Here is a 22,204-nt window from a genome sequence, read left to right as displayed (position 1 = left end):
ATTCAATCGAGGGCAAGGCAACGAAGCAAAGCTCGGGCGAGATGAGCCGCGAGAATGCGAAGCCGTGTCTGCGTGCGCCATGCGAATATCGAATGTTGCCGCATTGCATCGTCTCAGACCGTCACCCTGAGGCGGCCGCTTCTTCAGCGGCCCTCGAAGGGCGACAGCCCGGCTGCACCAGCCCGGCCGCGCATCCTTCTAGGCTCCGCATGCGATGCATTCGCATCGCACGCCTCGCACCTCAGGATGACGGGACGGATAGTGCCGGTGCGGAACGATTGTGGATTGCTTCCGCCTTCGCCAAGAGGCTTCGCGGACACGTCGCTGCGCTCGCAACGATGTGGATGCAGTATCGCGTCAAACTCCACTCTCGTGCCCCGGCTCTGCAGCGCAGCGTCCCTTCGACGATGCGCTGCAGAGCCGGGGCCCATGCCGGCAATGGAACGCGCAGCCTCCTGGGTCCCGGCTCTGCGCAGCAACGCGAAGAGCGTTGCAGCGCGTCCGGGACACGAGACCTGTGCTAAACCGGTTTGCCCGTATACGGCATCGACGCCGTCAGCCCGCCATCCACCGGGAATGCCTGGCCGTTGACATACGACGCTTCATCGCTCGCCAGAAACAATCCCATCGCCGCGAGCTCGTGCGGTTGGCCGGGGCGCTGGAGCGGGTTGAGCTGGCCGATCTTGCCCTGCGTGCCGCGCTCCTTGGCGCGGTCGAAGATCGGCTTGGTCATGCCGGTCTCGATCAGGCCCGGGCACACCGCGTTGATGCGCACGCCGGTGCCGGTGAGCGAATACGCCGTGGTCTGCACCAGGCTGATCACGCCGGCCTTGCTCGCCGCATAGGGGTGTCCGCTGGCGCCGGCCTTGAGGCCCGCGACGGACGCGGTCAGCACGATCGCGCCGGACTTCTGCTTCACCATGTGCGGCATCGCATGCTTCACCGCTAGGAACGGCCCGATCAGGTTGACGCGCAACACCTCCTGCCAATGCTCCACGGTCTGCTCGCCGAGCGGAACCAGCCCGCCGCTGATGCCGGCATTCGCCCAGATGACATCGAGCCGGCCATGCGTCTTCACTGCCCTGTCGATCACGGCCATGACGTCGGTTTCGGACCCCGCGTCGGCGATCATGGCCTCCGCGACACCGCCGGCTTTCTTCACCTCGTCGACGGTGTCCTTCACCGCCTCGGTGCGATCGACCGCGATCAGCTTGGCGCCTTCGCGCGTGAACAGCAGTGCGGCGGCGCGACCGATGCCGCTGCCGGCGCCGGTGATGATGACGGATTTGCCTTGCAGGCGGCCCATGCGCTTCTCCCTTGTGGTAGTCACGCGGCGCTTGCCGCGCGACGGAATTTCAAACAAGATTTCAAACGGTAAAGTGTCTTGAGACACGTTCATACCTGACGTACAGCGACATCAAACGGGATGGAAGGGTTTCGATGGCAGGCGCAGACAAGCCCAATGTGGTCACGACACGCTGGTGGTGGGTCCGTCACGCGCCGGTGCGCAACGACGGCGGCAACATCTACGGCCAGTCCGACATCGCCTGTGATACCAGCGACACCTATGTGTTCAACGCTGTTGCCAAGGTGCTGCCACGCACGGCAGTCTGGTATTCGAGCAATCTGAAGCGCACGCATCAAACGGCCGAGGCGATCTGGGAGGCGGGATTCCCGCGGCCTGCGGCGATGAAATGGGAGGCGGACCTCGCCGAACAGAATCTCGGCCGCTGGCAGGGCATGAACCGCGCGCAGTTCATCGCGAGTCGTCCCGTGGGTTCGAGCTGGTTCGCCGACATCAACGAGCCCGCGCCCGGCGGCGAAAGCTTCATGGATCTCTACAACCGAACCCGCCGCACCATCGAGCGGATCAACGGCGAGGCCGGCGGGCAGGACATCATCGCGGTCGCGCATGGCGGGACCATCAAGGCGGCGATCGGCCTCGCGCTGGACGGCCAGGTCGAGCGCGCATTGTCGTTCGACATCGACAATTGCTCGATCACGCGGCTGGATTATTTCGCAAGCCCCGAGCGCAGCGTCTGGCGGTTGCCGATGGTGAACCAGCAGCCCTGGATTGCGGACGATGCGCACGCAGCGATGCATCAACTGGCGGGACCGGAAGTCAAGAAGCTGGCGTAAGCCTAAAGCATGATCCGGAAAAGTGCGCAGCGGTTTTCCGAAAAGATCATGCTCAAACAACAACCTAAAGCGCGATGGCTTAATCGCGTCGCGCTTTAGCCAATCAAATCGTACACTGGGAGGAATACATGACCTTGTTCGACATGAAGGGGAAAGTCGCCGTCATCACGGGATCGACGCGCGGTATCGGGCTTGCGATCGCAGAGCGCATGGCCGAGCACGGCGCCAAGGTCGTGATCTCCTCGCGCAAAGCCGACGTCTGCGAGCAGGTCGCCAAGGGCATCAACGACAAGTTCGGCAAGGGCACCGCCGTCGCGGTCGCTGCCAACATCTCGTCGAAAGAGAACCTGCAGAATCTCGTCGACGAGAGCAATCGCGCCTTCGGCAAGATCGACGTGCTGGTCTGCAACGCCGCCTCGAACCCGTATTACGGTCCGCTCGCCGGCATCTCCGACGATCAGTTCAGGAAGATTCTCGACAACAACATCGTCGCCAACAACTGGCTGATCTCGATGGTGGTGCCGCAGATGATCGAGCGCAAGGACGGCTCGGTCATCATCGTGTCCTCGATCGGCGGCTTGAAAGGCTCGACCATCCTCGGCGCCTACGCGATCTCAAAGGCTGCCGACATGCAGCTCGCGCGCAACCTGGCTTGCGAATACGGCAAGCACAACATCCGCGTGAACTGCATCGCGCCCGGCCTGATCAAGACCGACTTTGCCAAGGCGCTGTGGGACAATCCGGAGAATTTGAAAGCCTCGACCGCGCGCTCGCCGCTCTTGCGCATCGGCATCCCCGACGAGATCGCGGGCGCGGCCGTGTTCCTGGGATCGAAGGCCGGCGACTTCATGACCGGCCAGACCATGGTGATCGACGGCGGCGCGACGATCAGCTGAAGAACGGCCGCAACGCTGCAGCGGCATGGGAAAGGAACCAACCCCATGCCGGGCCGTTAGCCCGCGCAGTCCTGCAGCGCAACGCCAGGGCTTGGCCAGAAGCGAGACCGATGATCCCCACGGCGATCAAGCCGCAATCGACCGACGATGTCTCGGCGATCATCGTCACGGTCGGCGTGGCGATCTTGAGCATCATCATCATCGCCGCGCTCTATCTGGGACGGGAGATCTTCGTCCCGGTCGCGCTCGCGATCCTGCTGAGCTTCGTCCTGGCGGCCCCCGTACGGCTGGTCCAGCGCCTTCATGTGCCGCGCGCAGCCGCTGTGGTCGGCGTCGTGTTGTTCGCCTTCGCGGTGATCTTTGGGCTCGGCAGCGTCATCGCAACGCAGCTCAACGGGCTGGCGGCCGATCTCCCGAAGTACCAGACAACCATCCTTTCCAAGATCCAGTCGGTGCGCGGCGTCGCCGGCGGCAGTTCCACGCTGGAGCGCGCAGCAGAAATGCTGCACGACCTCGGCAAGGAGCTCGACAAGCCCAAATCCGTGGCGCCGGCCAATCCGCTGACCGCAGGTCCCGCTGCCAAGACCGGCGTCAAGCCGGTGCCAGTCGAGGTGCTCCAGCCCGATCCCGGCGCGCTCGAAAGTCTGCGCTCGCTGATCGCGCCATTGGTCTCGCCGCTGGCCACGACGGGGATCATCGTCATCTTCGTGATCTTCATTTTGATCCAGCGCGAGGATCTGCGTAATCGCCTGATCAGGCTGGCCGGGTCTCACGACCTGCAGCGCACCACCGCGGCGCTCGACGATGCAGCGGCGCGGTTGAGCCGGTTGTTCCTCAACCAGCTCATGCTCAACACCGGGTTCGGCGTTTTGATCGGCAGCGGCCTGTGGCTTATCGGCATTCCCAGCGCGGCGCTGTGGGGCATTCTCGCCGCCGTGCTGCGCTTCGTGCCCTATATCGGCTCGATCATCGCGGCCGCGTTCCCGCTCGCACTCGCCGTAGCGGTCGATCCGGGCTGGTGGATGCTGGCCTGGACCGCGGCGCTGTTTTTCGTCATCGAGCCCTTGGTCGGCCAGGTGGTCGAACCGCTGCTGTATGGCCGCACCACCGGCCTGTCGCCGGTGGCCGTGGTCGTCTCCGCGACGTTCTGGACCGCGTTGTGGGGGCCGATCGGGCTGGTGCTCGCGACGCCTCTCACGGTCTGTCTCGTCGTGCTGGGCCGTCACGTCGAGCGGCTCTCCTTCCTCGACGTCATGTTCGGCGATCGTCCCGCGCTCGCGCCCGCCGAGATCTTCTATCAACGCATGCTGGCGGGCGATCCGACCGAAGCCGCCGAGAAGGCCGAACTGTTTCTGAAGGAGCGGTCGCTTTCGGCCTATTACGACGAGGTGGCGATCAAGGGCATGCACCTCGCCCAATCGGACCTCGACCGCGCCGCGCTGGACCAGACGCGGCTCGCCCGCATCCGCGACACCGTGATCGAATTCGTCGACGACCTCTCGGACCAGGATGACGGCCACCGTGTCGGCAACGGGCAGGTCGCTGATGCCGAGGTGGTCGATGCGATCGAGGCGGTCGCGCCTTCCAGCGATCAGCCGGACATCCCCGTGCTCGATCCGGAGGCGGTCGCGGAGCGATATCGCGGCGAACATGCCGTGCTTTGCATCGGCGGCCGGACCATGCTCGATGAGGCTGGCGCCATCATGCTTGCGCAGCTCTGTGGTGCGCACGGCCTGGGCAGCCGCGTCGAAGGTCCCGAAGCGCTGTCGACGGCAAACATCTTTCGCCTGGAGACGTCAGGCGTGGCGCTGGTGTGCCTGAGCTATATCGGCATTACCAGCCCCGCGCATCTGCGCTATGCGGTGCGGCGGCTCCGGCGCAAGCTGCCCGGCGCCGCCGTCATGATCGGATATTGGGCCGAAGGGGCCACCAACATCGACGAGTTGCGCGAGGCCGCGAAGGCAGATCTGTTCGCCACCTCGTTGCGCGAAGCGACGCAGATCATCGTCTCGATGGCGCAGGGTGACGATCGGATTATCTCGCCAACGTCGTCCGCTCGACTGGCCAGCGCCTGAACGCGCGCTACTCCACCGCCGCGTAAACCAGATCCCGCACCAGCGTGCGCGTGTAGTCGCGCTGCCCCGGGCCCTGGCTCATGAACACCACGAACAGGTCCTCCTTCGGATCGATCCAGAAGAACGTGCCGGCGATGCCGCTCCAGAAATACTGGCCGACGCTGCCGGGGAAGGGCGCGATGCCGGCCTCGCGGCGCACGGCGAAACCGAGACCAAAACCGTGGCCGGGCGCGAGCAAGGTGCCGTTGATCTGAACGTGCGGCCCGAGATGATCGGACGCCATCAGCTCCAGCGTCTTGCGGCCGATGATCCTGGCGCCGTCGAGCGTGCCGCCATTGCGCAGCATCAGGCAGAAGCGGGCATAGTCCATCGTGGTCGAGACCAGCCCGCCGCCGCCGGATTCCATCACCGGTGCTTCGTGCATGTTGAACAGCGCGACCTTGTCGCCGGTCCAGGGATCGGCCGCGAACGGCTCGGCGAGCCGGCCCGCATTGGCCTCGGGGGTCGAGAAGGCGGTCTCGGCCATCTGCAGCGGCGCGAGCACGCGCTCGGTGAGGAACGTGCCGAGCGACTTGCCGCTGACCACCTCGATGATGCGGCCGAGGATGTCGGTGGAGCGGCTGTAATTGAACTCGGCGCCGGGCTGGCAGACCAGCGGGAAGCTCGCCACCAGTGCGGCGTGCTCGGCATTGCTGATCTTGCGGCTGCGGACGCGGGACTCCTGGTAGAGCTTGTGCACGGGGCCGTCGCCCTGGTGCTCGTAGGTGAGGCCCGAGGTGTGGCGGAGCAGGTCCTGCACCGTCATCGGCCGCACCGGCGGCACCAGCTCCAGCTTGCCGTCTCTGACGATGCCGACCTGCTGGCTGGCGAATTCCGGGATGAATTTCGCGACGGCGTCGCTGAGCAGGAGGTAGCCGTCCTCGACCAGCGCCATGATGGCGACCGAGACGATCGGCTTGGTCATCGAGAAGATCCGGAAGATCGAATCCCGCGCCATCGGCGCTGCGGCCGCCGGGCTCTGCCGGCCCAGTGCCTCGAACCAGCCGACCTGGCCGCGTCGCGCGACCAGCACGGTGACCCCGGGAACGGTTCCCTTGTCGATCTCGCGCTTAAACGCGTCCGACATGGCCTGCAGGCGCGGCCGCGACAGGCCAAGCGTCTCCGGGCGGGCTTCAGGCAAAGGCGGGGTGTAGGCTGCGATCGGGGCCTGCGGGGCGGTAGCGGTCGCTGTGGCGGTCATGGGCGCTCCCAATTGTTTTTCATTATCGGACGAGGACTGTGGCCCAGAAACCCCGGTACAAACAAGCGAGGCCGGCGTGGTTCACCCTTGCAATCCGGCCGCCCTCTGTGCTTGAAAGCGGCCCTGATCCCAAGGCGACGCGGGGTCCGTAGGAGTGTAGCTCAATTGGTAGAGCACCGGTCTCCAAAACCGGGGGTCGCAGGTTCGAGCCCTGCCACTCCTGCCAGTCAAATCAATCACTTAAGCTAGATGCTGGCGGGACAGGGACGAGGACGTCCGGTGGACGAATCGCCGCGAGACGGCCCGGAGCCCTGATTTCGAGGGGCCCAGCCCTGCTGAGGCGTCGCTTAGCGCGCCGGGGCCCGTTCCGCGTCGGTCGGAACCTGGCTGCGATCGACGTCCCGGATGGGGACGCGGCGCAGCAGCGAGAAGATCGTACCGCCGAGCTCGAAATAAGTGCGCAGCCGCAGCGCACGGGACGAGCCCTTCAGCTCCGCATTCAGGCTCACGGGCACCTGAACGTAGGTGAGGCCGAGCTGGAGCAGCGAAATCAACGCGCAGATCTGATAGCCGTAGCCGTCGGCCTTGACCGCGATCTGGCGCAGCCATTTCACGGGGTAGACGATCATGCTGTGGTAGTCGGACAGCCAGAAGCCGAACAGGCAGTTCAGAATGAACCGCAGCGAATGCGACTGCAACGAGCGGTTGACCGAGCGGTCCGACTGGTTGTCGCGATAGGTGATGACGAGATCGGCGGCGCCGGCGGCCTTGAACATCCGGGCAATGCCTTCATTCTGAAAGGCATGGTCACCGGGAATGAGGGTGATCGCGTCGAATTTCGCGCGCGACAGGGCGTATTCGAAGCCGGCACCGACACCGCGCCGCTCGGGATTATGTTGCACGATGATGCGGGGCTCGCCGGCTGCAAAGTCGTCCATGATCGCGCCGGTGCCGTCGGTGCTGCCGTCGTCGATCAGGAAAATCTCGAAATCGTCGAGCAGCTCGCGGGCGAGCGGCAGCACGCCGTCGATCGTGTCGGCGATCTTGTCCTGCTCGTTCAGCGCAGGAATGACGATCGTAAGCCGTTTTGCCGCCCTGGAAGGTGTCATCTCATGCCGCCCGTTGCCGGCCACTCTTTTACTGGTGAGCCCCTGGCGCAACTCTAGGTCATCCGAGCCGGGCGAACAATAAGGGCCCGGCAGATATGCCCCGCAGAACTGTCATGAAGTCGGGGAGGTGTGTGTTCCCGGCAACTAATCCGAAAAATCATAGAGACTGGTATCGCCGATGCCGAAGGCGCGGCGCAGCTGACCGACGCGGTCTGCCATGGTCCGGCCCGCCGCGGTCGCCGCGAAGCGGGAATCGACCGGTTCGACCAGCCCGCCCTCGACCAGGTTCCCAATTCGTCCTTGGAACAGAGCTGGAACTTGCCGTTCGGCGATGTCCGAAAGCGGCGCCTTCCGCTCGGGCCGGTCGAGCAGGCCGAGCAGAATGTCCAGGGACACCGATTTGTACACTGCGCCAAAAGCGAAGACGTAGCCCATGACGAAAAATCCGAAAATCGACGCGGCGTTCCAATATTGAAATTGCGGGACGACGAGAGTTCCGAACATCACGCCGAGCCCATGGGTGAGGACCGCGGCGATCGCGAGCAGCATCACCGGTCCAAACGTCCATCCGCGCGCGCGAGCCATCAGCTGCAAGGCAGGCGCGAGCAGGGCGAAAGCGACGGCGGCGAGGAAACCGACAACGAAGGACATCGCGGCCACTCACCCAAGTCCGGTCGACAGGCGGACGAGCTTGACGAGACGCGCGACCGCCACGCCCTTGGCCGTCGGGGCCAGCTTGCCCTCTGCGGTAATCACCATGCCCGCGCCGACGAGAAGCTTCAGGCGGTTGTGCGTGAAGGTGCCGAGATCGCCGCCCTGCATATAGGCGACCGCCCATTGCTCCAGGGTGAGGGGATGCCCGGCTTTCACGAGTGCCGTGAGCAGCGTCAGCGTGAAGCCCCAGGCCAGCAGGCTGAACAGGATGTAGAAAAACATCATCGCCGTCGCCAACAGGAACAGCCCGGCAAGCACGTCGTCGAACTGGCGTTGACCGGGAAGCGCGATACAGGCGATCGCGTAGAGGACGATGACGCTGGCGCAGCCGAGCCGGAAGCGGCGGCCGGATCCGCCGGTTGCGGCAATGCGCGCGTAGCACAGCAACAGCAGCGGCAGCGCGACGCTGAGACCAATCGCAGCGGCTTGCGCCGGGCCCGGTAGCAGGTTCATTGCGGAAAATCGTCCCGGACGCCTCTCAGGCCCAGCCAGAGCAAACGTCTATAGGAGGTCGCATTTTTCGGGTCAAGGGAGCCCGTCATGGCCGCTCTTGCGGAGCCCACCTGGGCGTGCGAATCCTAGCCGAGATGCCGTTCCTCCGTTCGAGATGTCTCCATTGCTGCGTGCGATAGCCGTCCTCCTCGTCGTCCTGCTGGCTGCGCATGCGCCGATGCTCCTGAATGACGGTCTCTTCATGGACGACTGGCTCGTGCTCAAGCCGCGTCCGGACTATTTCATCGACATCGATTTCCTGCTGAACGGCGCCGGTCATCCGATTTTCTACAGCTACGACACGTTCGCGAACTGGACCGGCGTCCCGGTCGTCGTGATGGTCTCGCTGGCGATCGCTGGAATTGTCTTCGGCGCAATCTCGCTGGTGCTGACCGCAACGCGTCTTCGCCTGCTCGACCGCGCCGAAGCGGTCGGCTTTGCACTGATCGTCTGGACCTATCCCGGCTATCAACTTTGGGCGGGCAAGGCGAACGCGGTCTACGTCTTCAGCTTCGGGCTGTTGTTCATCGGCGCCTGGCTGTTGACGCTGGCCTTCGGCGCACGCGGCCTGCGGCGTCTGCTGCTTCGCGTGGCCTGTGCGCTCGTGTTCCTGCTGGGCTTCGCGCTCAACTCGACCATCGTGCTCTATGCCTTCGTGGTGCTCGGCCTGTTCGTCGCGATATGGCGGGGCGGGAACGCGGCGGACGGCTTCGTTCGCCGCACATGGTTCGCATCCTGGCGCTGTGCCCTCGGCTATCCGGAATTGGTGCTGCTGCCTCTGATCTACTGGGGCTCGCTCAACATCTGGTTCAAGCGGATCGGCGTGTATGCGCAGCACTACGATGCGCATTTCCCGACCTTGCGGGAACTGGCCGGGGGATGGTCGGCATTCCTCGTCACGGCCTACCGCGACCTCCTGGCCCATGCGGCGCGCGCCGCGGTCACCGTCCCGACAATTTTCATTTTGGCGACGGTGCTCGTCGGTATCGTGTTGCTGATGCTGCGTCCCGCCAGGAAGGCGGCCACGTCCAGACTCGCGATCGTCTTGCCACTGGTGCTCGCAATGGTCTTGTTCCTGGCGCTGTCGTCGCCCTATCTGATCGCCGGCCTGCGGCCGTCCTCGATACATTTCTACGAAAGCCGTCATCTGCTGATGTTCGGCCTGCCGTCGGCGCTGACGCTGCTTGCATTCAAGCGACAGGCCGAACGCTGGATCAGCCCCGGCGCCGCCTTTGCGGTCATGTTCGGACCGGCCTTGATCATTTCGATCGGCATGCTGTGGAGCGACTACGTCTTCATGCAGGCGAGAACGCTGAAGCAGGAGGCCCTGGCGCGCGACCTTGCCGGCCGGATCCAGCCAGCGGCGACGGTCTATGCGCTCGACGACGGCTTTGTCGATTACCCGTCACGCCATGTGCCGTTCGGCCTTGCCGAGGTCACCGGCATGCTCCGCCTTGCCTGGGGCAATCAGCCCTTCTTCGGATTCGCGCTGCGCGCGGAGCGGCCTGACATCCTGCGGGGGATGGACGAGGCGAGGAAGGCTCCGGGAAGCGCGTTTCACCATTTCGATCCGACGGGGCCGCAGGCTACGATCTCGTTCCAGCCGGGTTCGGGAGCCGCACCGAACCATATCCTGGTGCGGAAATACTATATGTGCCGGCTGCTGGCGCGGTGCGACGTTGCGGAGTTCCTGGCGCAGCTTGCGCAGGTCACGATCAAGCCCGGGCCCATCGCGGGCATCCTGCCGGTCGAGACGGACGCCGCGCCTAGCCGCTAGCCCGCTGTTTCCAGACGGTCTCCGCGAGCGCGATGTCGGTGACCGAATCCGCGCCGGAGGCCAGGGGTATGCCTCCCGCGGCGATATCGGAAACGAAGGCGTCGGCCTGGCGCCGAAATGCCCAGCTCGTTGCGCCCGCCAGGTGCGTGCGCTGACCATCGTGATCGACGATGACCGACGCCTCTCGTTCGGCAAAGGGTGGGGGCAATTCCAGGGTCACCGCGCCGCGCTCGAAGTCGATCGTCAGTCCCTCGCGCCAGGCACCCTCCGACCCGTTCACGAGATCCAGCGTGCAGGCGACGCCGTCGAAATCGAGCGTGATGCGCCCGGCACCCGAGGCCTCGATCGCGCTTTCCGCGACTGTCGGCGATGCGCCGAGCAGGTAGCGCGCCAGATTGATGATATGGCTGAAGACGTTCAGAAAATTGTCGTAACCGGGCCGCATCTCGCGCGGCATCCAGTCGGGACCATCCTGCCAGAGCGCGAGCCCGTCCGGTCGGGCTTCGCCGGTCATCACGAAATTGTCCTGCGACCGGCCGGTGTCGCCCCCGAAGCACCAGCCCCTTGCCCGGACGATGCGTCCGAGCGAGCCGTCGTTGCGCAAGCGTGCCAGCACATCGAGCGCCCGCGCCACGCCGGCATCGTGACGCTTCATGTAGCCGATGCTGTAGACGAGGTCTTGCTGCCGTGCGGCCTCGACCAGCGAATTGGCCTGAGCCGTCGTGTAGGCCATCGGCTTTTCCGAGAGCACGTGCCGGCCGCTGTTCAGCGCGTCCATCACGATCGGGCCGGTGGCACGACGCTTGGTCACGACCACGACGCCGGACACCGCGCTGTCCGCGAGCAGCTCGCGGTGCGTGCCGTAGACCCGGGGAATGCCGAATTTCTGCGCCGCGGCGGCGGCGAGGTCCGGCCGGAGATCTGCGATCGCGACGACGCGGCAGGCGGGATTGGCTGCGAAATTGGCGAGGTGGCACATCTGGCCGACCATGCCCGTTCCAATGATGCCGATGCCGGGCCTCATTGGCGATGATCCCTCAGCGCTTCCGAATCGCGAGGAAATGCGCCGGCTGTCCCCAGGTGTCGATGAAGGCCGGATCCGACTGAGTGAGGGCGGCGACCGCAGACGCGTCCCGTCGCCCGATCGCGTCGAAGATGCGATGGAAACTGTCGAGCGTCGCGATCATCGCTTCGATATCGGCGGCATCGTCGGCGAGAATGTCGCTCGTCCGGACCGTCTCGCGCAGAGCCGCGAGGCCGGCGACGACGCGCGGCAGGCTCGCGCCGAAAGGATCGTCGATCATCGCATCGACGTCGCGAACCAGCGCCTCGATCGATGCCGAGATTGCCTGCACGGCATCGGCCTTGCCGACCAGATAGAGCTTTCGCCCGCCGAGGAAGCTCAGGCGGCTGCGGTCGAGATGGCGCGTCGCGCGATGCAGCTTGTCGTCACCGGACAGCACCTTCTTGTGCCAGTAGATGTCCAGGCTGTCGCGGTAGGCGGGCCATGCCGAATGAATGTCGAATCCCTGACCGTGCGCCGCCGTGCACAATGCGGTCGCGTCGAGGAAGTAGCGATACCGGACGAACGGATTTTCCAGCACGTCCATCAGCCAGGATTCGAAGCTGCGGGTGTGGGGAATGCTGTTCCACTTCGCCACGAACAGCATCTTCGCCGTATCGAGCGCAGCGCGACCGGTCAACGCCTTGCCCGCCGCATGAATCGCCTTGAGCGCGAGCTCGAAGAAGCCGCCGTAGCGCTCGTAATAGGAGACGACCGCGTAGCCGTCCGGATTGAGCAGGCGGTGGAAGATGCCGAGCCATTTGTCGCTCGGCTGCACCGTGTAGATGAAGCCCTCTGCGTCGATGATGTCGAAACGACGTTCGCTGCGGAAGCCCTCGACGTCGGCCAGCGCGAGCTCGCGGAGGCGTTGGGTCAGGCTGAAATGCGCGAAGTAGGCTTCGATCTTCGGGTGCGCGAGCCGGTTCGGCTCGGCGAGCGTCATGTTCGCGCCCCAGCCGGCAAAGACCAGTGCGTTCTCGCCGGAATCGGGGCCGAATTCGAGCACCTCGGCGTCGCGGAACAGCCGCGGCGGCAGCACCAGCTTGTCCGAAAACAGCTCGCGCCGCAGGCTGGCGTAGGCGTCGAGCTCGCTGGACGACTTGAAATTCCCGAACGTCGGCAAGACGTCCTGACGTTCGTAATAGTTGAAGAGCTTGTCCTCAGCCATGCTACGACCTTAGCGCCGCCTCAAGGCGATCGAGCTCGCTCCAGATGTCGGAGGGCGCGAAGATCGAAACGATCTGCAGCGGACGCTTCACGGCCTCGCGCAGTCGGCTGCTGACCTTGGCCTCGTTTTCCTCGTTGACAGCAAGAAGACAGATGAGCGGGCCCGACTTGCCGGCGAGATCCTCGGGCGAGCGAATCGGAATGCCGGTGCCCGGCAGGAACAATCCCTGACGCTCCTTCTGGTCGTCGACCGAGAGGTCGACGAGCTCCGCCAGCTCGTGGGCGTTGGTGAAAGTGCAGGCGCGGCAGCCGGCACCGTAGATGGCGATCTCGGCGCCGCTGGCGCGGGCTTTTGCGAGAATCGGGCGGAGACGTGCGCCATACTCTCTCGCGAGCTGCCCGAATTTCTCGCCGACGCCGGATGGCGCGGGCGGCACCGTCACCGTGCCCGCGGCACGGCGAGCGGCGATCGCGAGACTGCCACCGCTAAAATTGTATTTCTTCACGGACACGGCCTCGAAGCCGTGGCGCGCAAGCAGCGCGACCAGAGTCGGCTCGGTGAAGTAGCTGACATGCTCTTCCCAGAGCACGGAGAGATCTCCGACGGCCGAGCCGGGAGCAAAGTCGGGCACGTCGATGAACAGCAGCCCGTCCTCCTTCAGCGCGATCTTCACGCAGGCGAAGAAGTTCTCGAAATCGACGATGTGCTCGAGCACCTGGCGCGAGATGACGAGGTCGAACTTGCCGGCCTCTGCGACTGCGTCGTGAGCCATCTCCGGGCTGAGCATGTCGGCATAGACCTTGATGCCGCGTTCGCGGGCGATCTTGCCCGACACCGGATTGGGCTCGACGCCGACCATGACCTTGGTGCCGCGCTCGCGGAGCCTGTCCATGAACAGGCCGTCATTGCATCCGATCTCGAACACCGACTCGTGCTTCGAGAATTTCGCGATGGTGTCGAGCTCGTCGACCTGGTGCGGCTCCGGCTTCCAGCTGCTGAAATTGTAGTTGAACTGACGATACAGAATATCGGGGTCGATCGGCTTGACGATCTGAGGCAGGCCGCAATCGCCGCAGGCCAGCACCTCGAACGGATACCGTTCCTCCTGCTCGTTTCGGCTGTGCCGAAGCCGATGCGCAATCGGCATCAGTCCGAGGTCGATCACCGGACGCAGGTTGGTCGAATGGCAAAGGCGGCAATGGTCGGTCACGGCATTTCTCGCGTGTAGACGGATCTGACGAAGCGATCTTCGATGAAACCGATGTCCCCGGCAATGGCTCGTTCAGCGCCGGATACATCCAATCCCCGGTTGGAGGAACCCCGGCCGGTGTCTGCTTTGCCGAGCAGGTACCAGCCGGCGGGAGGTCTTGCAAGACAAGTCCGCCCCGGGGCGGTATCCGCGGGCCGGCCATATGCGGTTCACGTGGCCAGGGAGGTCATAGCAGTCAGTGCCGCTTCTCGTAGCGAGTCAAATTGCCCCGGGTCTCTACGGCGACAAAATCTCGCTTGATGCGGTCCAGGGTCTCGCGCACGCGTGGTAGCGCGGCCCGGGTCTCTACGATTCCGTCGTAAAAGAGCTGGTTTGCACCGTTGAACGAACGATCAACGTAATGCTCATCAAACGCGACCATGAGCGGCATGAAATAGGCCTGTGGAGCACGATGGGCCTGAGCAAGATAAGCCCAGTCCATCATGGCGACGACCAGGACCCGCTCGTCGGGCTTCGAGTGGTCTTGGATGAACTTCGTCTCGGTGTCTGTGACCCGGCTGAAGTCCTCCTGCCACGTTTCGACGGAGGGCGTCACGAACGGCCGCATCAGAAGGCTGGGGTAGTACACGTAGGATCTCAGACCGTAGGGGTGCGGATTGATTCGGTCCTGCACGAACAGCAGCGCGGCAACGGTTGCAACAGCCATAGCGGCTCCCGCGGCCCTCTTGACCGAGGGCTGCCAGGTCGCGGCAAATTGACGGCCCCACCACGCCGAGACAATCACAAGAGGCAATGCATTCTGATGCCAGACAGCGTCGTACGTTCGGTTGACCCACTTGATCATCAGCGCGATGCCGATCATCGACAGCGCTAGGAGCACTCCCGCCACGAACTGATCCCGCGGAGAGTCAGATGACCGTGACAACCGGATGGATGCCCAGCCGACGGTGATACACCCGATAATCTGGAGCGGAAGATCGTAGATCACGCTCCAGCTCAGGGTCCATTTGATGGGGGCACTTCCCCAACCCGTGCCGTACAGAACGAGCGGACGGAAGCATTCGATCAGGAAGGTCAGAGAGAGGGTTCGAGGTCCAAACAGCAGCAGGCACAGGAACATTGCTGCCGCGATCGATGTGACGACGAAAATAAGTGCATTGCGGTAACTTGGAAAACCTCCAGCGATGGCCGCAGCGAACGTGCCCGTCACAAGGAAGAACAGTCCTATCTCAGTTTGCCAGAGCAGCGAAAGCGCGCACAGGATGGCCGATACAATCAGCCAGCCCGAACGCCTGGGATCGGCGCAGTGCAAGCCGACTGCGAGCACGAAAACGATCAGCAGCGGAAACCGCGTGGGATAGGCCGACGGCGAGTAAAAGTGATTGGTGGTGGAGAATGCCAGCACGGCGAGGGCCGTAACGATGCTGATCGCGGCAAGTCTCGATCTGACCAAGTACGACAGGAGAAAGTAAGCCTGAATATAGACCGCAAGCGTGATCGTAATGTTCAATCCGACCGCCCGCATGGCCGCAGATTTCCAGCCTTCTCCCATGATCAGATGGAAGAACCAGCCAAGCGCCGGGCCATAATGCGAATGGTAGTCCAGTCCGGGGATGAGGCCCGGTGCATAACCGTAGAGCGCCGGCCCGACGAAGTAACTGACCTTGTGCGACTCCTCCCGCACGACCGAGGTCACGCGTTCCAGGTCGGACGGTAGCAGGAGCAGAGCAAGGAACGCGACTGGAAGCAGATCGATCAGCGCCACAGTGAATGGAGCGTCAGAAGACTTTACGGCCGCGAAGTAAGTATCGGCGCTTCGATTCATTCGGACCGTGACGGCCGCGATCGCGAGAATGATCAGCGCGACCACGAAGCGGCTACGATCGTTCGCCACGTGGAGCGCAAGGTAGACCAGTCCGGCCGTGATCGTGCTCAGCGCGATCGAACCCGACGATCGATGCGACGTATACAACGCAGCCGCAGCTGCGATCGGCGCGCACAGGAAGAACGATCCGTAGAAAGCCTTCTTGCATACGTCACAGTTCTTCTGAGCCGCTGACAGATCAAAGGCGTCGTCGAAGTTCCATTGAAACGTCGGAAGATGGTCTTTCAACAGCAACATCGCCACGTAGGCTGCGGCGCATCCCAGGAGAGCGGCTACGACGGCTCTTGCCGCGATCGAATATTCCCTGGTGTACTGCACTAGAGCGATCCGGTCGCGGAGATCCAGGCGTCAATGGATGCTGGTCCGAAGACGGCGACCAGATCAGAAATCCCTATCTCACTTGAAAACACGCCTGCCCCCCGATTGCCCCCAAGGCAACAACACCGCGTTTACCATCACAGGCTTAGCCGGGCAATCCCACCGGCTGACGTTGAGGCTGCAGTTCGTGTTCCCACAACTACGGCAGGTCACTGCCAATCTGGCTGAGCAATCGCAGTCAACGATCCGCATTGTTAGGCTGGAGCGGAAGCGTTGCTCAGTCCAATAGTGGCAACCGGGGAGGCATGCCAAACGCTCGCGAGCCGCCGTTGCGAGAACGATCGGTATGAAGAGCGTTGCCGAACGGGAGTCGCAGGGCGGCATCGCACCCGACTCGCGCGAAAGTGGCTCGTTTGCGCGACGACTAAACCGGTGCAGCGTCGGTCTGTTCGGCGCGGGACCAGACCCGATTGGTGAAGTCGGCCCGTTCGGGCGCGACCAACCACATCAAACCGCCGCCGAGCCCGACGATCAGGCCGCACAACCCGAGGAGAACCGATATGGCTAGGGCTTTGTCGGGAGCGACTCCTGCCAAGCCGAGAGCAGCAACCATCGCACCTTCCCGCAGGCCCCAACCTCCGATAGATATCGGGGCCGCGGACAAGAGAGTAACAAGCGGAATGAAAACAAATGCGTCTAGCGCGGACAATTGCGCATCCAGTCCGTTGGCGAGGGTATAGCAGGCCGCAACATTGATCAGAGGAATCAATGTGGCGGATCCGATCAACGTTGCGCGCCCTTGGGGCGCCAGAAGCGGATTCCTGACGAGCATCGCGCATTGTACGAGTTTGGCTGGAACGGCGGCGGTCATGCGCGAGGGCCACCAATCCAGTGTGAGAAGGGCGATTGCACAGAAGCAAGTGGTCCACACAAAGCCGAGAACGGCGAACAAAAGCAAATTCTCGCTGGTTCGCGAAAGCAGGAACGGCACTCCGATCAGTATGACGAGAGCGAGCGCCAACAGTCCGAGAAAGCGATCGGCCACGATGCTGCTGATGGTCGGCGACCATTGCACGCCATGCCGCCGCAGCATCCAGATCCGGACCGCGTCGCCGCCTGCCGGCAGCACTTGATTGAAGAAGGTGCTGACCATGAGAATGCGCCAGCCGGGCAGCCAGTCCAGGGGCACTTTCATGGCGCGCAGGATCAGGATCCAGCGATGGCACAGAACGAAGGTCTGGGCGAACAGCAGCAGCACCGCAAGCGCCAGCATGTCCAGTCTGACAGCGAGAAGATCGGCTTGCAGCGACGACAAATCCTGCGCCCGCAACAACAGGACCAGGATGCCGATCGAGACGGCGAACTTGGCCAGAGTAACCAGGGCTTTTGCAGGCGGCTTCATCGGCTGGTGTCGTCCTCGATCAATTCACGGCGGGATCGTCGGGCAGCGTGAGCGGTTGGGGTCTATTGTCTCGCCAGCTGCTCCGTGGCGAGCGCAGCAATCCTCGTGACGTAGTCCTGGACCTCGGCCGCGTCGCCGCCATCGGGGGCCCAGTCGGGAAATTCGGTGCGCGAGGGGTCGAACGGGCCGGCGGTGGTTTCGTGAAACACCAGCCATTCCGAGGTGATCAGGATCGAATGGAAGACCTTTTCCGGCATGCGGTAGTAGCAGCGCTTGCCCTGGCCATAGGGCGCCATCTCGAGCACGTCGCGAATGCGGCCGTCCTCCTCGAAGATCAGGACCTGCGCGGTGCCTTCGATCACGTGGAACGATTCAGGCTTGCCGAGATGCTTGTGGGGCCGCACATAGGCCTCGCGATGATGCACGATCAACATCTCGTGGAGGCCGGACGAAGGATCGGGATGCGTGCACAGCCGGCTGCGCAGGCGCGGGTTGCCGGCGGCGGTGCGTTTCAGCTCCGCGATCGTGGCGTCGTCGGCCGTGACGATGGCGTCGTCCGAATAATAGACCTCGGGATTTTGCGCGCGCAGCGAGGTCGGCCGGCGCCGGCTCGTTGCCTCATTCGAAGAATATGAACCCATGGTCGCCCCGATACCCGCATTTGTCATAGATCCACGCCCAGGTTTCCGGGCCGTGGAAGCTCAGGCAGGTGAGCTGCCAGTAGAGCAGATTGGCTTTCTCGCGCTCGTTGCGGAAGGATTCCACCATCAGATATTTCGAGGTGCCGCGTCCGACGCGTTCGATCTCGGGCACCGCGCGGAAGACGTCCTCGAGCGGCAGGTTGTGCAGCACGCCAAGCGACACCACGAGATCGAAGCTATGATCGGGGTAGGGGAGCTCAACGGCGCTGCCGACCTTCAGCTGCGGCCGCACCTCCTCCTTGGCGTTGGCGATGCCATAGTCGGAGATGTCGATGCCGGCGATGGTGAGGTCGGGGACGAGCTGGGTGAACTCGTAGAGCAAATAGCCCTTGCCGCAGCCGACATCGAGCACGCTCATGCCTGGCTTGATGCCGTAGCGATCGATCAGGGTCCGGGCGAGCGGGCGCCAGCGTCCGTCGTAGCGATAGCCGCCATAACCATAGCGCCGGTCGCCGTCCCAATAGTCGCGGCCCCACTGACGCGCGACGGTGGCCGAGTCCGCCTTGTCGTGCTCGACCACGCGCTGAACGTAGTTCCGCTGGGTCGAGGCGTGCATCGGCTGGAGCAGGTTGACCTCGGCCATGATCGTCAACCGGTCCGCGGCATCGTCACAGGATGGTCGCGTATTGATTGACCAGCAGGATGTCCTCGACGGCCTGGATGTCCTTCGGCGACGACAGCGTGATTTCCTCGACGGCTGCATGCAGGTCGCAGCCCTCGCGCAGCACGCGGTCGTAGATCTCCCGTCGCCGCGCCTCGTCGGGCGGCAGCATGAAGATGCTGTAAAGGATCACGCCATTCAGGCGCGGCAACTCGTCCAGGATGTCCTCGAGCACCATATAGCTGCCGGGCATGATGTGCTCGACGGCGCTGAGCAGGAATTGCAGGTTCTTGCGCCGCGCGTAGTCGCGGATCACGATGTTCTGGACGTGCTGCGGGGTGCGGCTGCCGTTCAGCGGACGCGCACCGATATAGCCGCGATGGCCGGCTCGCTCAGCCATGGAAGCCTCCCGGCAGCTTGTATTGCATGCCGACCCGGGTCGCCGGGCGCAGCAGGATCGGCTCGAAGAACTCGCCGAAGCGCTTGTCGGCGTAAGGCGACATGATGCTCTTGAACCGGCAGTTCATGCTCCAGCGCGTGCCGGGCTCCTCGTTGACGCGATTGCCGTGCATCAGGGTCTGGTTGAACAGCATCACGTGACCGTAGGGGATCTCGATGAAGGTCGCGTGCGGCTTGATCGTTTTGTACAGCTCCTCGGCGCTGCGCAAGTCGGCCATCTTGTCCTGCATCTCGCCGTTCAGCGACGGCGGCAGCAGATACATCGCCTTGGTGTGGTGGACGTCCACCAGCGGCACCCATACCACGACCTCGAACGGCGAGTCGCCCGACCAGACGTCGGAATGGGTGGCGAGCAGCGAGGAATCGTCGCCGGGCATCTGGATGCTGAGATTGACGCGGCGCTGCATGCACAGCTCGTTGCCGACGATGGTTTCGATCGTCGAGCGTGCCAGGCGGAAATAGGTCGGCCGGAACCAGGCTTCCGCGTTGAGGCCGTTGAAGACGTGCAGCCGCAGGCCGTTGAGATCGTCGACGCTCACCCGCGTGTGGATGCTGTCGAGCATCGCATAGGGATCGTTGCTGTGCGGCAGCTTCAGATAGTCCGCCGCGAGCTCGGCGGCGCGCCGCTGGATGCGGTCGAGCCCGGCGCGGTCGTCGGCCGGCGTGGTGACGAAGCCGTTGTCGATGAAACGCTGCGCCAGCGCCTGCTCGTCGGCCTGAAGGAAGTCGGTATCCGTCATGCAAAATACTCCCGGGCGGTCGCGCAGATGTAGCTGATATCGGCGGCCGAGAGGAACTGGTTGATGGGAAGCGTGAGGATCTGGTCCGCCTGGCGCTCGGTCACGGGAAACGCGCCGCGGCCTTGGCCCAGATGCGCGGCCGCCGGCTGGAGGTGGATCGGCACCGGATAATGGATGGCGGTCTCGATGCCCTTGTCGGCCAGATATTTCTGGAAGTCGTTGCGGCGGTCGGTCTGCACCACGAAGGTGTGGAAGGTGTTGAACTCGATGTTGCGGCAGGGCGGAATGAACAGAGGCAGCCCTTCGAGCTCGGCGCGGTACTGCGCGGCGTTGCGCCGGCGGCGTTCGATCACCGAGGGCAGGTTGCGCAGGCGAATGCGCAGCACCTCGGCCTGCAGCGTGTCGAGCCGCGACACGATGCCCCATTCCTGGACGTCGCTGCGATTGATCAGGCCGTGATTGCGCAGCCGGCGGATGCGCGCGGCCATCTCGGCATCTCCAGTGACGAGGAAGCCGGCATCGCCGGCGGCGTTGAGATTCTTCAAGGGGTGGGCCGAGAAGCAGCCGAACGTGCCGATGGTGCCGCTCATGCGGCCGTCATAGGTCGAGCCGATGGCCTGCGCGCTGTCCTCGATCACGGCGAGCGCGTGCTTGTCCGCGATCGCCATCAGCGGGGTCATGTCGGCCATGCGCCCGGTCAGGTGCACGGGCATGATCGCCTTGGTGCGCGGCGTGACCGCGGCTTCGACTGCGGCGGGGTCGATGTTCTGGTCCGGCAGCACGTCCGCGAACACCGGCGTGGCGCCGACCGCGACGATCGCAGCGGTCGATGCCACGAACGAGTTCGGCGGAGTGATCACCTCGTCGCCGGGGCCAATGTCGAGCGCCCGCAAGGCGAGGATCAGCGCGTCGGTGCCGGAATTCAGCGTCACGACATGCGGCGATCCGAGATAGGCCGACAGCTCCTCCTCGAGCTTTCCGACCGCCGCGCCGCCGATGAAATCGCCGCGCTGGAAGACACCTTCCACCGCCTGCATGATCTCGGCGCGCTCTTCCTCGAATTGCGCGGGAAGATTGACGTAACCGATGCGCCGGCGGCCGGTGTCAGCGTCCATGGCAGAACTTCCTGACGGTCTCGATGACGCGGTCCTGCTGCGCGCGCGTCAGATGCTGGTCGACGGGGAAGCTGATGACTTCCTTGGCGTGGCGATCGGTGACCGGGAAGGTGCCGGGCGCGTAGCCGAGATGCTTCAGGCCTTCCTGCTGATACAGCGGGATCGGATAGTGGATCTTGGCCTCGATGCCGTTGTCCAGGCAGTATTGGTAGAGTTCGTCGCGGCGCTCGGCGAACACCATGTAGAGATGGTAGACGTGCTTCACGTTGGGCCGGCGCGCGGGCACGCGCAGGCCGGGCAGGCCGGCAAGGCCCTTGTCGTAATAGGCCGCGTTCTCGATCCGGCGCCGCGTGATCTCGCCGGTCTGGCCGATCAGCCAGTTGCCGACGACCGCCTGGAGAGAGTCGAGGCGCGAATTGCAGCCGAGGATCGAGATCTCGTCGCGGTTCTTCATGCCGTGATTGCGGATCAGGCGGAGCTTCTCGTTCATGCCGTCGTCATTGGTGACGACGACGCCGGCATCGCCCCAGACGTTGAGGTTCTTGAGCGGATGTAGCGAGAAGCCGGCGGCGATGCCGTGAGTGCCGGAGCGCTTGCCGGCGAACTCCGACAGGATGCCCTGGCAGGCGTCCTCGACGACGGGAAGGTTGTGGCGCTGCGCGATCGGCATCAGCTTGCCCATGTCGGTGACCTCGCCGGTCAGTTGTACCGGCATGATCGCCTTGGTCTTCTTGGTGATCGCGGCCTCGACCTGGTCGACATTCATGCAGAAGGAATCGTCGCAATCGACCAGCACCGGCGTCGCGCCGGTCTCGGCGATCGCGCCGACGGTGGCGATGAAGGTGTTGGCGGCGGTGATGACCTCGTCGCCATGGCCGATGCCGAGCGCCTTGAGCGGCAGCTTGAGCGCATCGGTGCCGGATCCGACGCCGATCGCGTGACGCACGCCGATCAGTTCGGCGAAACGCTTCTCGAATTCGGCAACCGGCTTGCCAAGGGTGAAGTCTCCGGTCGCGACCAGTCGGCCGATCTCGGCGAGGATCGGTGCGGGATCGGAGAATTGCTCGAGCAGATAGGAATATCGAACGTCGTACATTTGA

At 64.0% G+C, this 22,204-nt stretch carries 20 protein-coding genes and 1 tRNA gene; 5 read left to right on the top strand and 16 right to left on the bottom strand.

Annotated features, from left to right (window positions below; genetic code table 11):
• Positions 1 to 520: 520 nt before the first annotated feature.
• On the bottom strand, positions 521 to 1,306 hold the full coding sequence (locus SE92_RS07505; RefSeq protein WP_063203389.1) for an SDR family NAD(P)-dependent oxidoreductase: 786 nt from the start codon (positions 1,304 to 1,306) through the stop codon (positions 521 to 523).
• 134 nt (positions 1,307 to 1,440) lie between these two features.
• On the opposite strand from SE92_RS07505, the gene SE92_RS07500 reads away from it, so the two are divergent.
• From SE92_RS07500 to SE92_RS07490, 3 genes are all read left to right on the top strand, one after another.
• Positions 1,441 to 2,139 (top strand): histidine phosphatase family protein, encoded by a 699-nt coding sequence (locus SE92_RS07500; protein WP_063195126.1) that lies wholly within the window; start codon positions 1,441 to 1,443, stop codon positions 2,137 to 2,139.
• A 128-nt stretch (positions 2,140 to 2,267) separates the two neighbouring features.
• Positions 2,268 to 3,035 carry an SDR family NAD(P)-dependent oxidoreductase gene (locus tag SE92_RS07495; RefSeq protein WP_063195125.1) on the top strand — a complete coding sequence of 256 codons (768 nt, stop codon included), beginning with the start codon at positions 2,268 to 2,270 and terminating at the stop codon, positions 3,033 to 3,035.
• A gap of 110 nt (positions 3,036 to 3,145) precedes the next feature.
• Positions 3,146 to 5,110 (top strand): AI-2E family transporter, encoded by a 1,965-nt coding sequence (locus SE92_RS07490; protein WP_063195124.1) that lies wholly within the window; start codon positions 3,146 to 3,148, stop codon positions 5,108 to 5,110.
• Positions 5,111 to 5,117: 7 nt separating this feature from the next.
• Here the strand turns inward: SE92_RS07490 and SE92_RS07485 are convergent, their stop codons facing one another.
• Positions 5,118 to 6,350: a serine hydrolase domain-containing protein gene (locus tag SE92_RS07485; protein ID WP_063195123.1), complete on the bottom strand. Its 1,233-nt coding sequence runs from the start codon at positions 6,348 to 6,350 to the stop codon at positions 5,118 to 5,120.
• 150 nt (positions 6,351 to 6,500) lie between these two features.
• Between SE92_RS07485 and SE92_RS07480 the strand changes: the two genes are divergently transcribed.
• Positions 6,501 to 6,576 (top strand) — tRNA-Trp (locus SE92_RS07480).
• Positions 6,577 to 6,697: 121 nt separating this feature from the next.
• Here the strand turns inward: SE92_RS07480 and SE92_RS07475 are convergent.
• From SE92_RS07475 to SE92_RS07465, 3 genes are all read right to left on the bottom strand, one after another.
• A complete protein-coding gene (locus SE92_RS07475) occupies positions 6,698 to 7,459 on the bottom strand; it encodes a glycosyltransferase family 2 protein (RefSeq protein ID WP_063203388.1) in 762 nt (253 codons plus the stop codon).
• Positions 7,460 to 7,603: 144 nt separating this feature from the next.
• Complete coding sequence (locus tag SE92_RS07470) at positions 7,604 to 8,008, bottom strand: hypothetical protein (protein WP_245324500.1); 405 nt, start codon at positions 8,006 to 8,008, stop codon at positions 7,604 to 7,606.
• Positions 8,009 to 8,119: 111 nt separating this feature from the next.
• Positions 8,120 to 8,626, bottom strand: coding sequence for a hypothetical protein (locus SE92_RS07465; RefSeq protein WP_063195122.1), 507 nt, complete (start codon positions 8,624 to 8,626; stop codon positions 8,120 to 8,122).
• Between the two features lie 154 nt (positions 8,627 to 8,780).
• On the opposite strand from SE92_RS07465, the gene SE92_RS07460 reads away from it, so the two are divergent.
• Positions 8,781 to 10,442 carry a hypothetical protein gene (locus SE92_RS07460; RefSeq protein WP_063195121.1) on the top strand — a complete coding sequence of 554 codons (1,662 nt, stop codon included), beginning with the start codon at positions 8,781 to 8,783 and terminating at the stop codon, positions 10,440 to 10,442.
• On the opposite strand, the gene SE92_RS07455 is transcribed toward SE92_RS07460, so the two are convergent.
• The 11 genes from SE92_RS07455 to SE92_RS07405 form a co-directional block, all read right to left on the bottom strand.
• Complete coding sequence (locus SE92_RS07455) at positions 10,432 to 11,466, bottom strand: Gfo/Idh/MocA family protein (RefSeq protein ID WP_063195120.1); 1,035 nt, start codon at positions 11,464 to 11,466, stop codon at positions 10,432 to 10,434. The genes SE92_RS07460 and SE92_RS07455 overlap by 11 nt on opposite strands.
• A 13-nt stretch (positions 11,467 to 11,479) precedes the next feature.
• Positions 11,480 to 12,673 carry a class I SAM-dependent methyltransferase gene (locus SE92_RS07450; RefSeq protein WP_063195119.1) on the bottom strand — a complete coding sequence of 398 codons (1,194 nt, stop codon included), beginning with the start codon at positions 12,671 to 12,673 and terminating at the stop codon, positions 11,480 to 11,482.
• A gap of 1 nt (position 12,674) precedes the next feature.
• Positions 12,675 to 13,883 (bottom strand): class I SAM-dependent methyltransferase, encoded by a 1,209-nt coding sequence (locus SE92_RS07445; RefSeq protein ID WP_063195118.1) that lies wholly within the window; start codon positions 13,881 to 13,883, stop codon positions 12,675 to 12,677.
• Positions 13,884 to 14,118: 235 nt separating this feature from the next.
• Complete coding sequence (locus tag SE92_RS07440; RefSeq protein WP_063195117.1) at positions 14,119 to 16,086, bottom strand: hypothetical protein; 1,968 nt, start codon at positions 16,084 to 16,086, stop codon at positions 14,119 to 14,121.
• A gap of 424 nt (positions 16,087 to 16,510) precedes the next feature.
• Positions 16,511 to 17,488, bottom strand: coding sequence for a lysylphosphatidylglycerol synthase transmembrane domain-containing protein (locus SE92_RS07435; protein WP_063195116.1), 978 nt, complete (start codon positions 17,486 to 17,488; stop codon positions 16,511 to 16,513).
• Between the two features lie 62 nt (positions 17,489 to 17,550).
• Entirely contained in the window at positions 17,551 to 18,129 is a 579-nt protein-coding gene (locus tag SE92_RS07430; RefSeq protein ID WP_063195115.1) for a WbuC family cupin fold metalloprotein, read from the bottom strand.
• Positions 18,107 to 18,772 (bottom strand): class I SAM-dependent methyltransferase, encoded by a 666-nt coding sequence (locus SE92_RS07425; RefSeq protein WP_063203386.1) that lies wholly within the window; start codon positions 18,770 to 18,772, stop codon positions 18,107 to 18,109. The genes SE92_RS07430 and SE92_RS07425 overlap by 23 nt, the downstream gene beginning before the upstream one ends.
• A 25-nt stretch (positions 18,773 to 18,797) precedes the next feature.
• The gene (locus SE92_RS07420; RefSeq protein ID WP_063195114.1) at positions 18,798 to 19,190 is read right to left on the bottom strand and encodes an LIC12192 family sporadic carbohydrate cluster protein; all 393 of its coding nucleotides are present in this window, start codon (positions 19,188 to 19,190) and stop codon (positions 18,798 to 18,800) included.
• On the bottom strand, positions 19,183 to 19,989 hold the full coding sequence (locus tag SE92_RS07415) for a sporadic carbohydrate cluster 2OG-Fe(II) oxygenase (protein ID WP_063195113.1): 807 nt from the start codon (positions 19,987 to 19,989) through the stop codon (positions 19,183 to 19,185). Before SE92_RS07415 ends, SE92_RS07420 begins: the two co-directional genes overlap by 8 nt.
• The gene (locus tag SE92_RS07410; protein ID WP_063195112.1) at positions 19,986 to 21,104 is read right to left on the bottom strand and encodes a DegT/DnrJ/EryC1/StrS family aminotransferase; all 1,119 of its coding nucleotides are present in this window, start codon (positions 21,102 to 21,104) and stop codon (positions 19,986 to 19,988) included. The genes SE92_RS07415 and SE92_RS07410 overlap by 4 nt, the downstream gene beginning before the upstream one ends.
• On the bottom strand, positions 21,094 to 22,200 hold the full coding sequence (locus tag SE92_RS07405) for a DegT/DnrJ/EryC1/StrS family aminotransferase (protein ID WP_063195111.1): 1,107 nt from the start codon (positions 22,198 to 22,200) through the stop codon (positions 21,094 to 21,096). The genes SE92_RS07410 and SE92_RS07405 overlap by 11 nt, the downstream gene beginning before the upstream one ends.
• Positions 22,201 to 22,204: the final 4 nt, after the last annotated feature.

The organism is Bradyrhizobium sp. AT1, from assembly GCF_001590795.1.
GTDB lineage: Bacteria > Pseudomonadota > Alphaproteobacteria > Rhizobiales > Xanthobacteraceae > Bradyrhizobium.
Note: the sequence above shows the minus strand (reverse complement) of the source record. Positions and strands in the feature narration are given on the sequence as shown.

Bases quoted from the DNA above. Each gene is read 5' to 3' on its own strand.
- SE92_RS07505 (WP_063203389.1), bottom strand. From the start codon at position 1,306: ATGGGCCGCCTGCAAGGCAAATCCGTCATCATCACCGGCGCCGGCAGC.
- SE92_RS07500 (WP_063195126.1), top strand. From the start codon at position 1,441: ATGGCAGGCGCAGACAAGCCCAATGTGGTCACGACACGCTGGTGGTGG.
- SE92_RS07495 (WP_063195125.1), top strand. From the start codon at position 2,268: ATGACCTTGTTCGACATGAAGGGGAAAGTCGCCGTCATCACGGGATCG.
- SE92_RS07490 (WP_063195124.1), top strand. From the start codon at position 3,146: ATGATCCCCACGGCGATCAAGCCGCAATCGACCGACGATGTCTCGGCG.
- SE92_RS07485 (WP_063195123.1), bottom strand. From the start codon at position 6,350: ATGACCGCCACAGCGACCGCTACCGCCCCGCAGGCCCCGATCGCAGCC.
- SE92_RS07475 (WP_063203388.1), bottom strand. From the start codon at position 7,459: ATGACACCTTCCAGGGCGGCAAAACGGCTTACGATCGTCATTCCTGCG.
- SE92_RS07470 (WP_245324500.1), bottom strand. From the start codon at position 8,008: ATGCTGCTCGCGATCGCCGCGGTCCTCACCCATGGGCTCGGCGTGATG.
- SE92_RS07465 (WP_063195122.1), bottom strand. From the start codon at position 8,626: ATGAACCTGCTACCGGGCCCGGCGCAAGCCGCTGCGATTGGTCTCAGC.
- SE92_RS07460 (WP_063195121.1), top strand. From the start codon at position 8,781: ATGTCTCCATTGCTGCGTGCGATAGCCGTCCTCCTCGTCGTCCTGCTG.
- SE92_RS07455 (WP_063195120.1), bottom strand. From the start codon at position 11,466: ATGAGGCCCGGCATCGGCATCATTGGAACGGGCATGGTCGGCCAGATG.
- SE92_RS07450 (WP_063195119.1), bottom strand. From the start codon at position 12,673: ATGGCTGAGGACAAGCTCTTCAACTATTACGAACGTCAGGACGTCTTG.
- SE92_RS07435 (WP_063195116.1), bottom strand. From the start codon at position 17,488: ATGAAGCCGCCTGCAAAAGCCCTGGTTACTCTGGCCAAGTTCGCCGTC.
- SE92_RS07430 (WP_063195115.1), bottom strand. From the start codon at position 18,129: ATGGGTTCATATTCTTCGAATGAGGCAACGAGCCGGCGCCGGCCGACC.
- SE92_RS07425 (WP_063203386.1), bottom strand. From the start codon at position 18,772: ATGGCCGAGGTCAACCTGCTCCAGCCGATGCACGCCTCGACCCAGCGG.
- SE92_RS07420 (WP_063195114.1), bottom strand. From the start codon at position 19,190: ATGGCTGAGCGAGCCGGCCATCGCGGCTATATCGGTGCGCGTCCGCTG.
- SE92_RS07415 (WP_063195113.1), bottom strand. From the start codon at position 19,989: ATGACGGATACCGACTTCCTTCAGGCCGACGAGCAGGCGCTGGCGCAG.
- SE92_RS07410 (WP_063195112.1), bottom strand. From the start codon at position 21,104: ATGGACGCTGACACCGGCCGCCGGCGCATCGGTTACGTCAATCTTCCC.
- SE92_RS07405 (WP_063195111.1), bottom strand. From the start codon at position 22,200: ATGTACGACGTTCGATATTCCTATCTGCTCGAGCAATTCTCCGATCCC.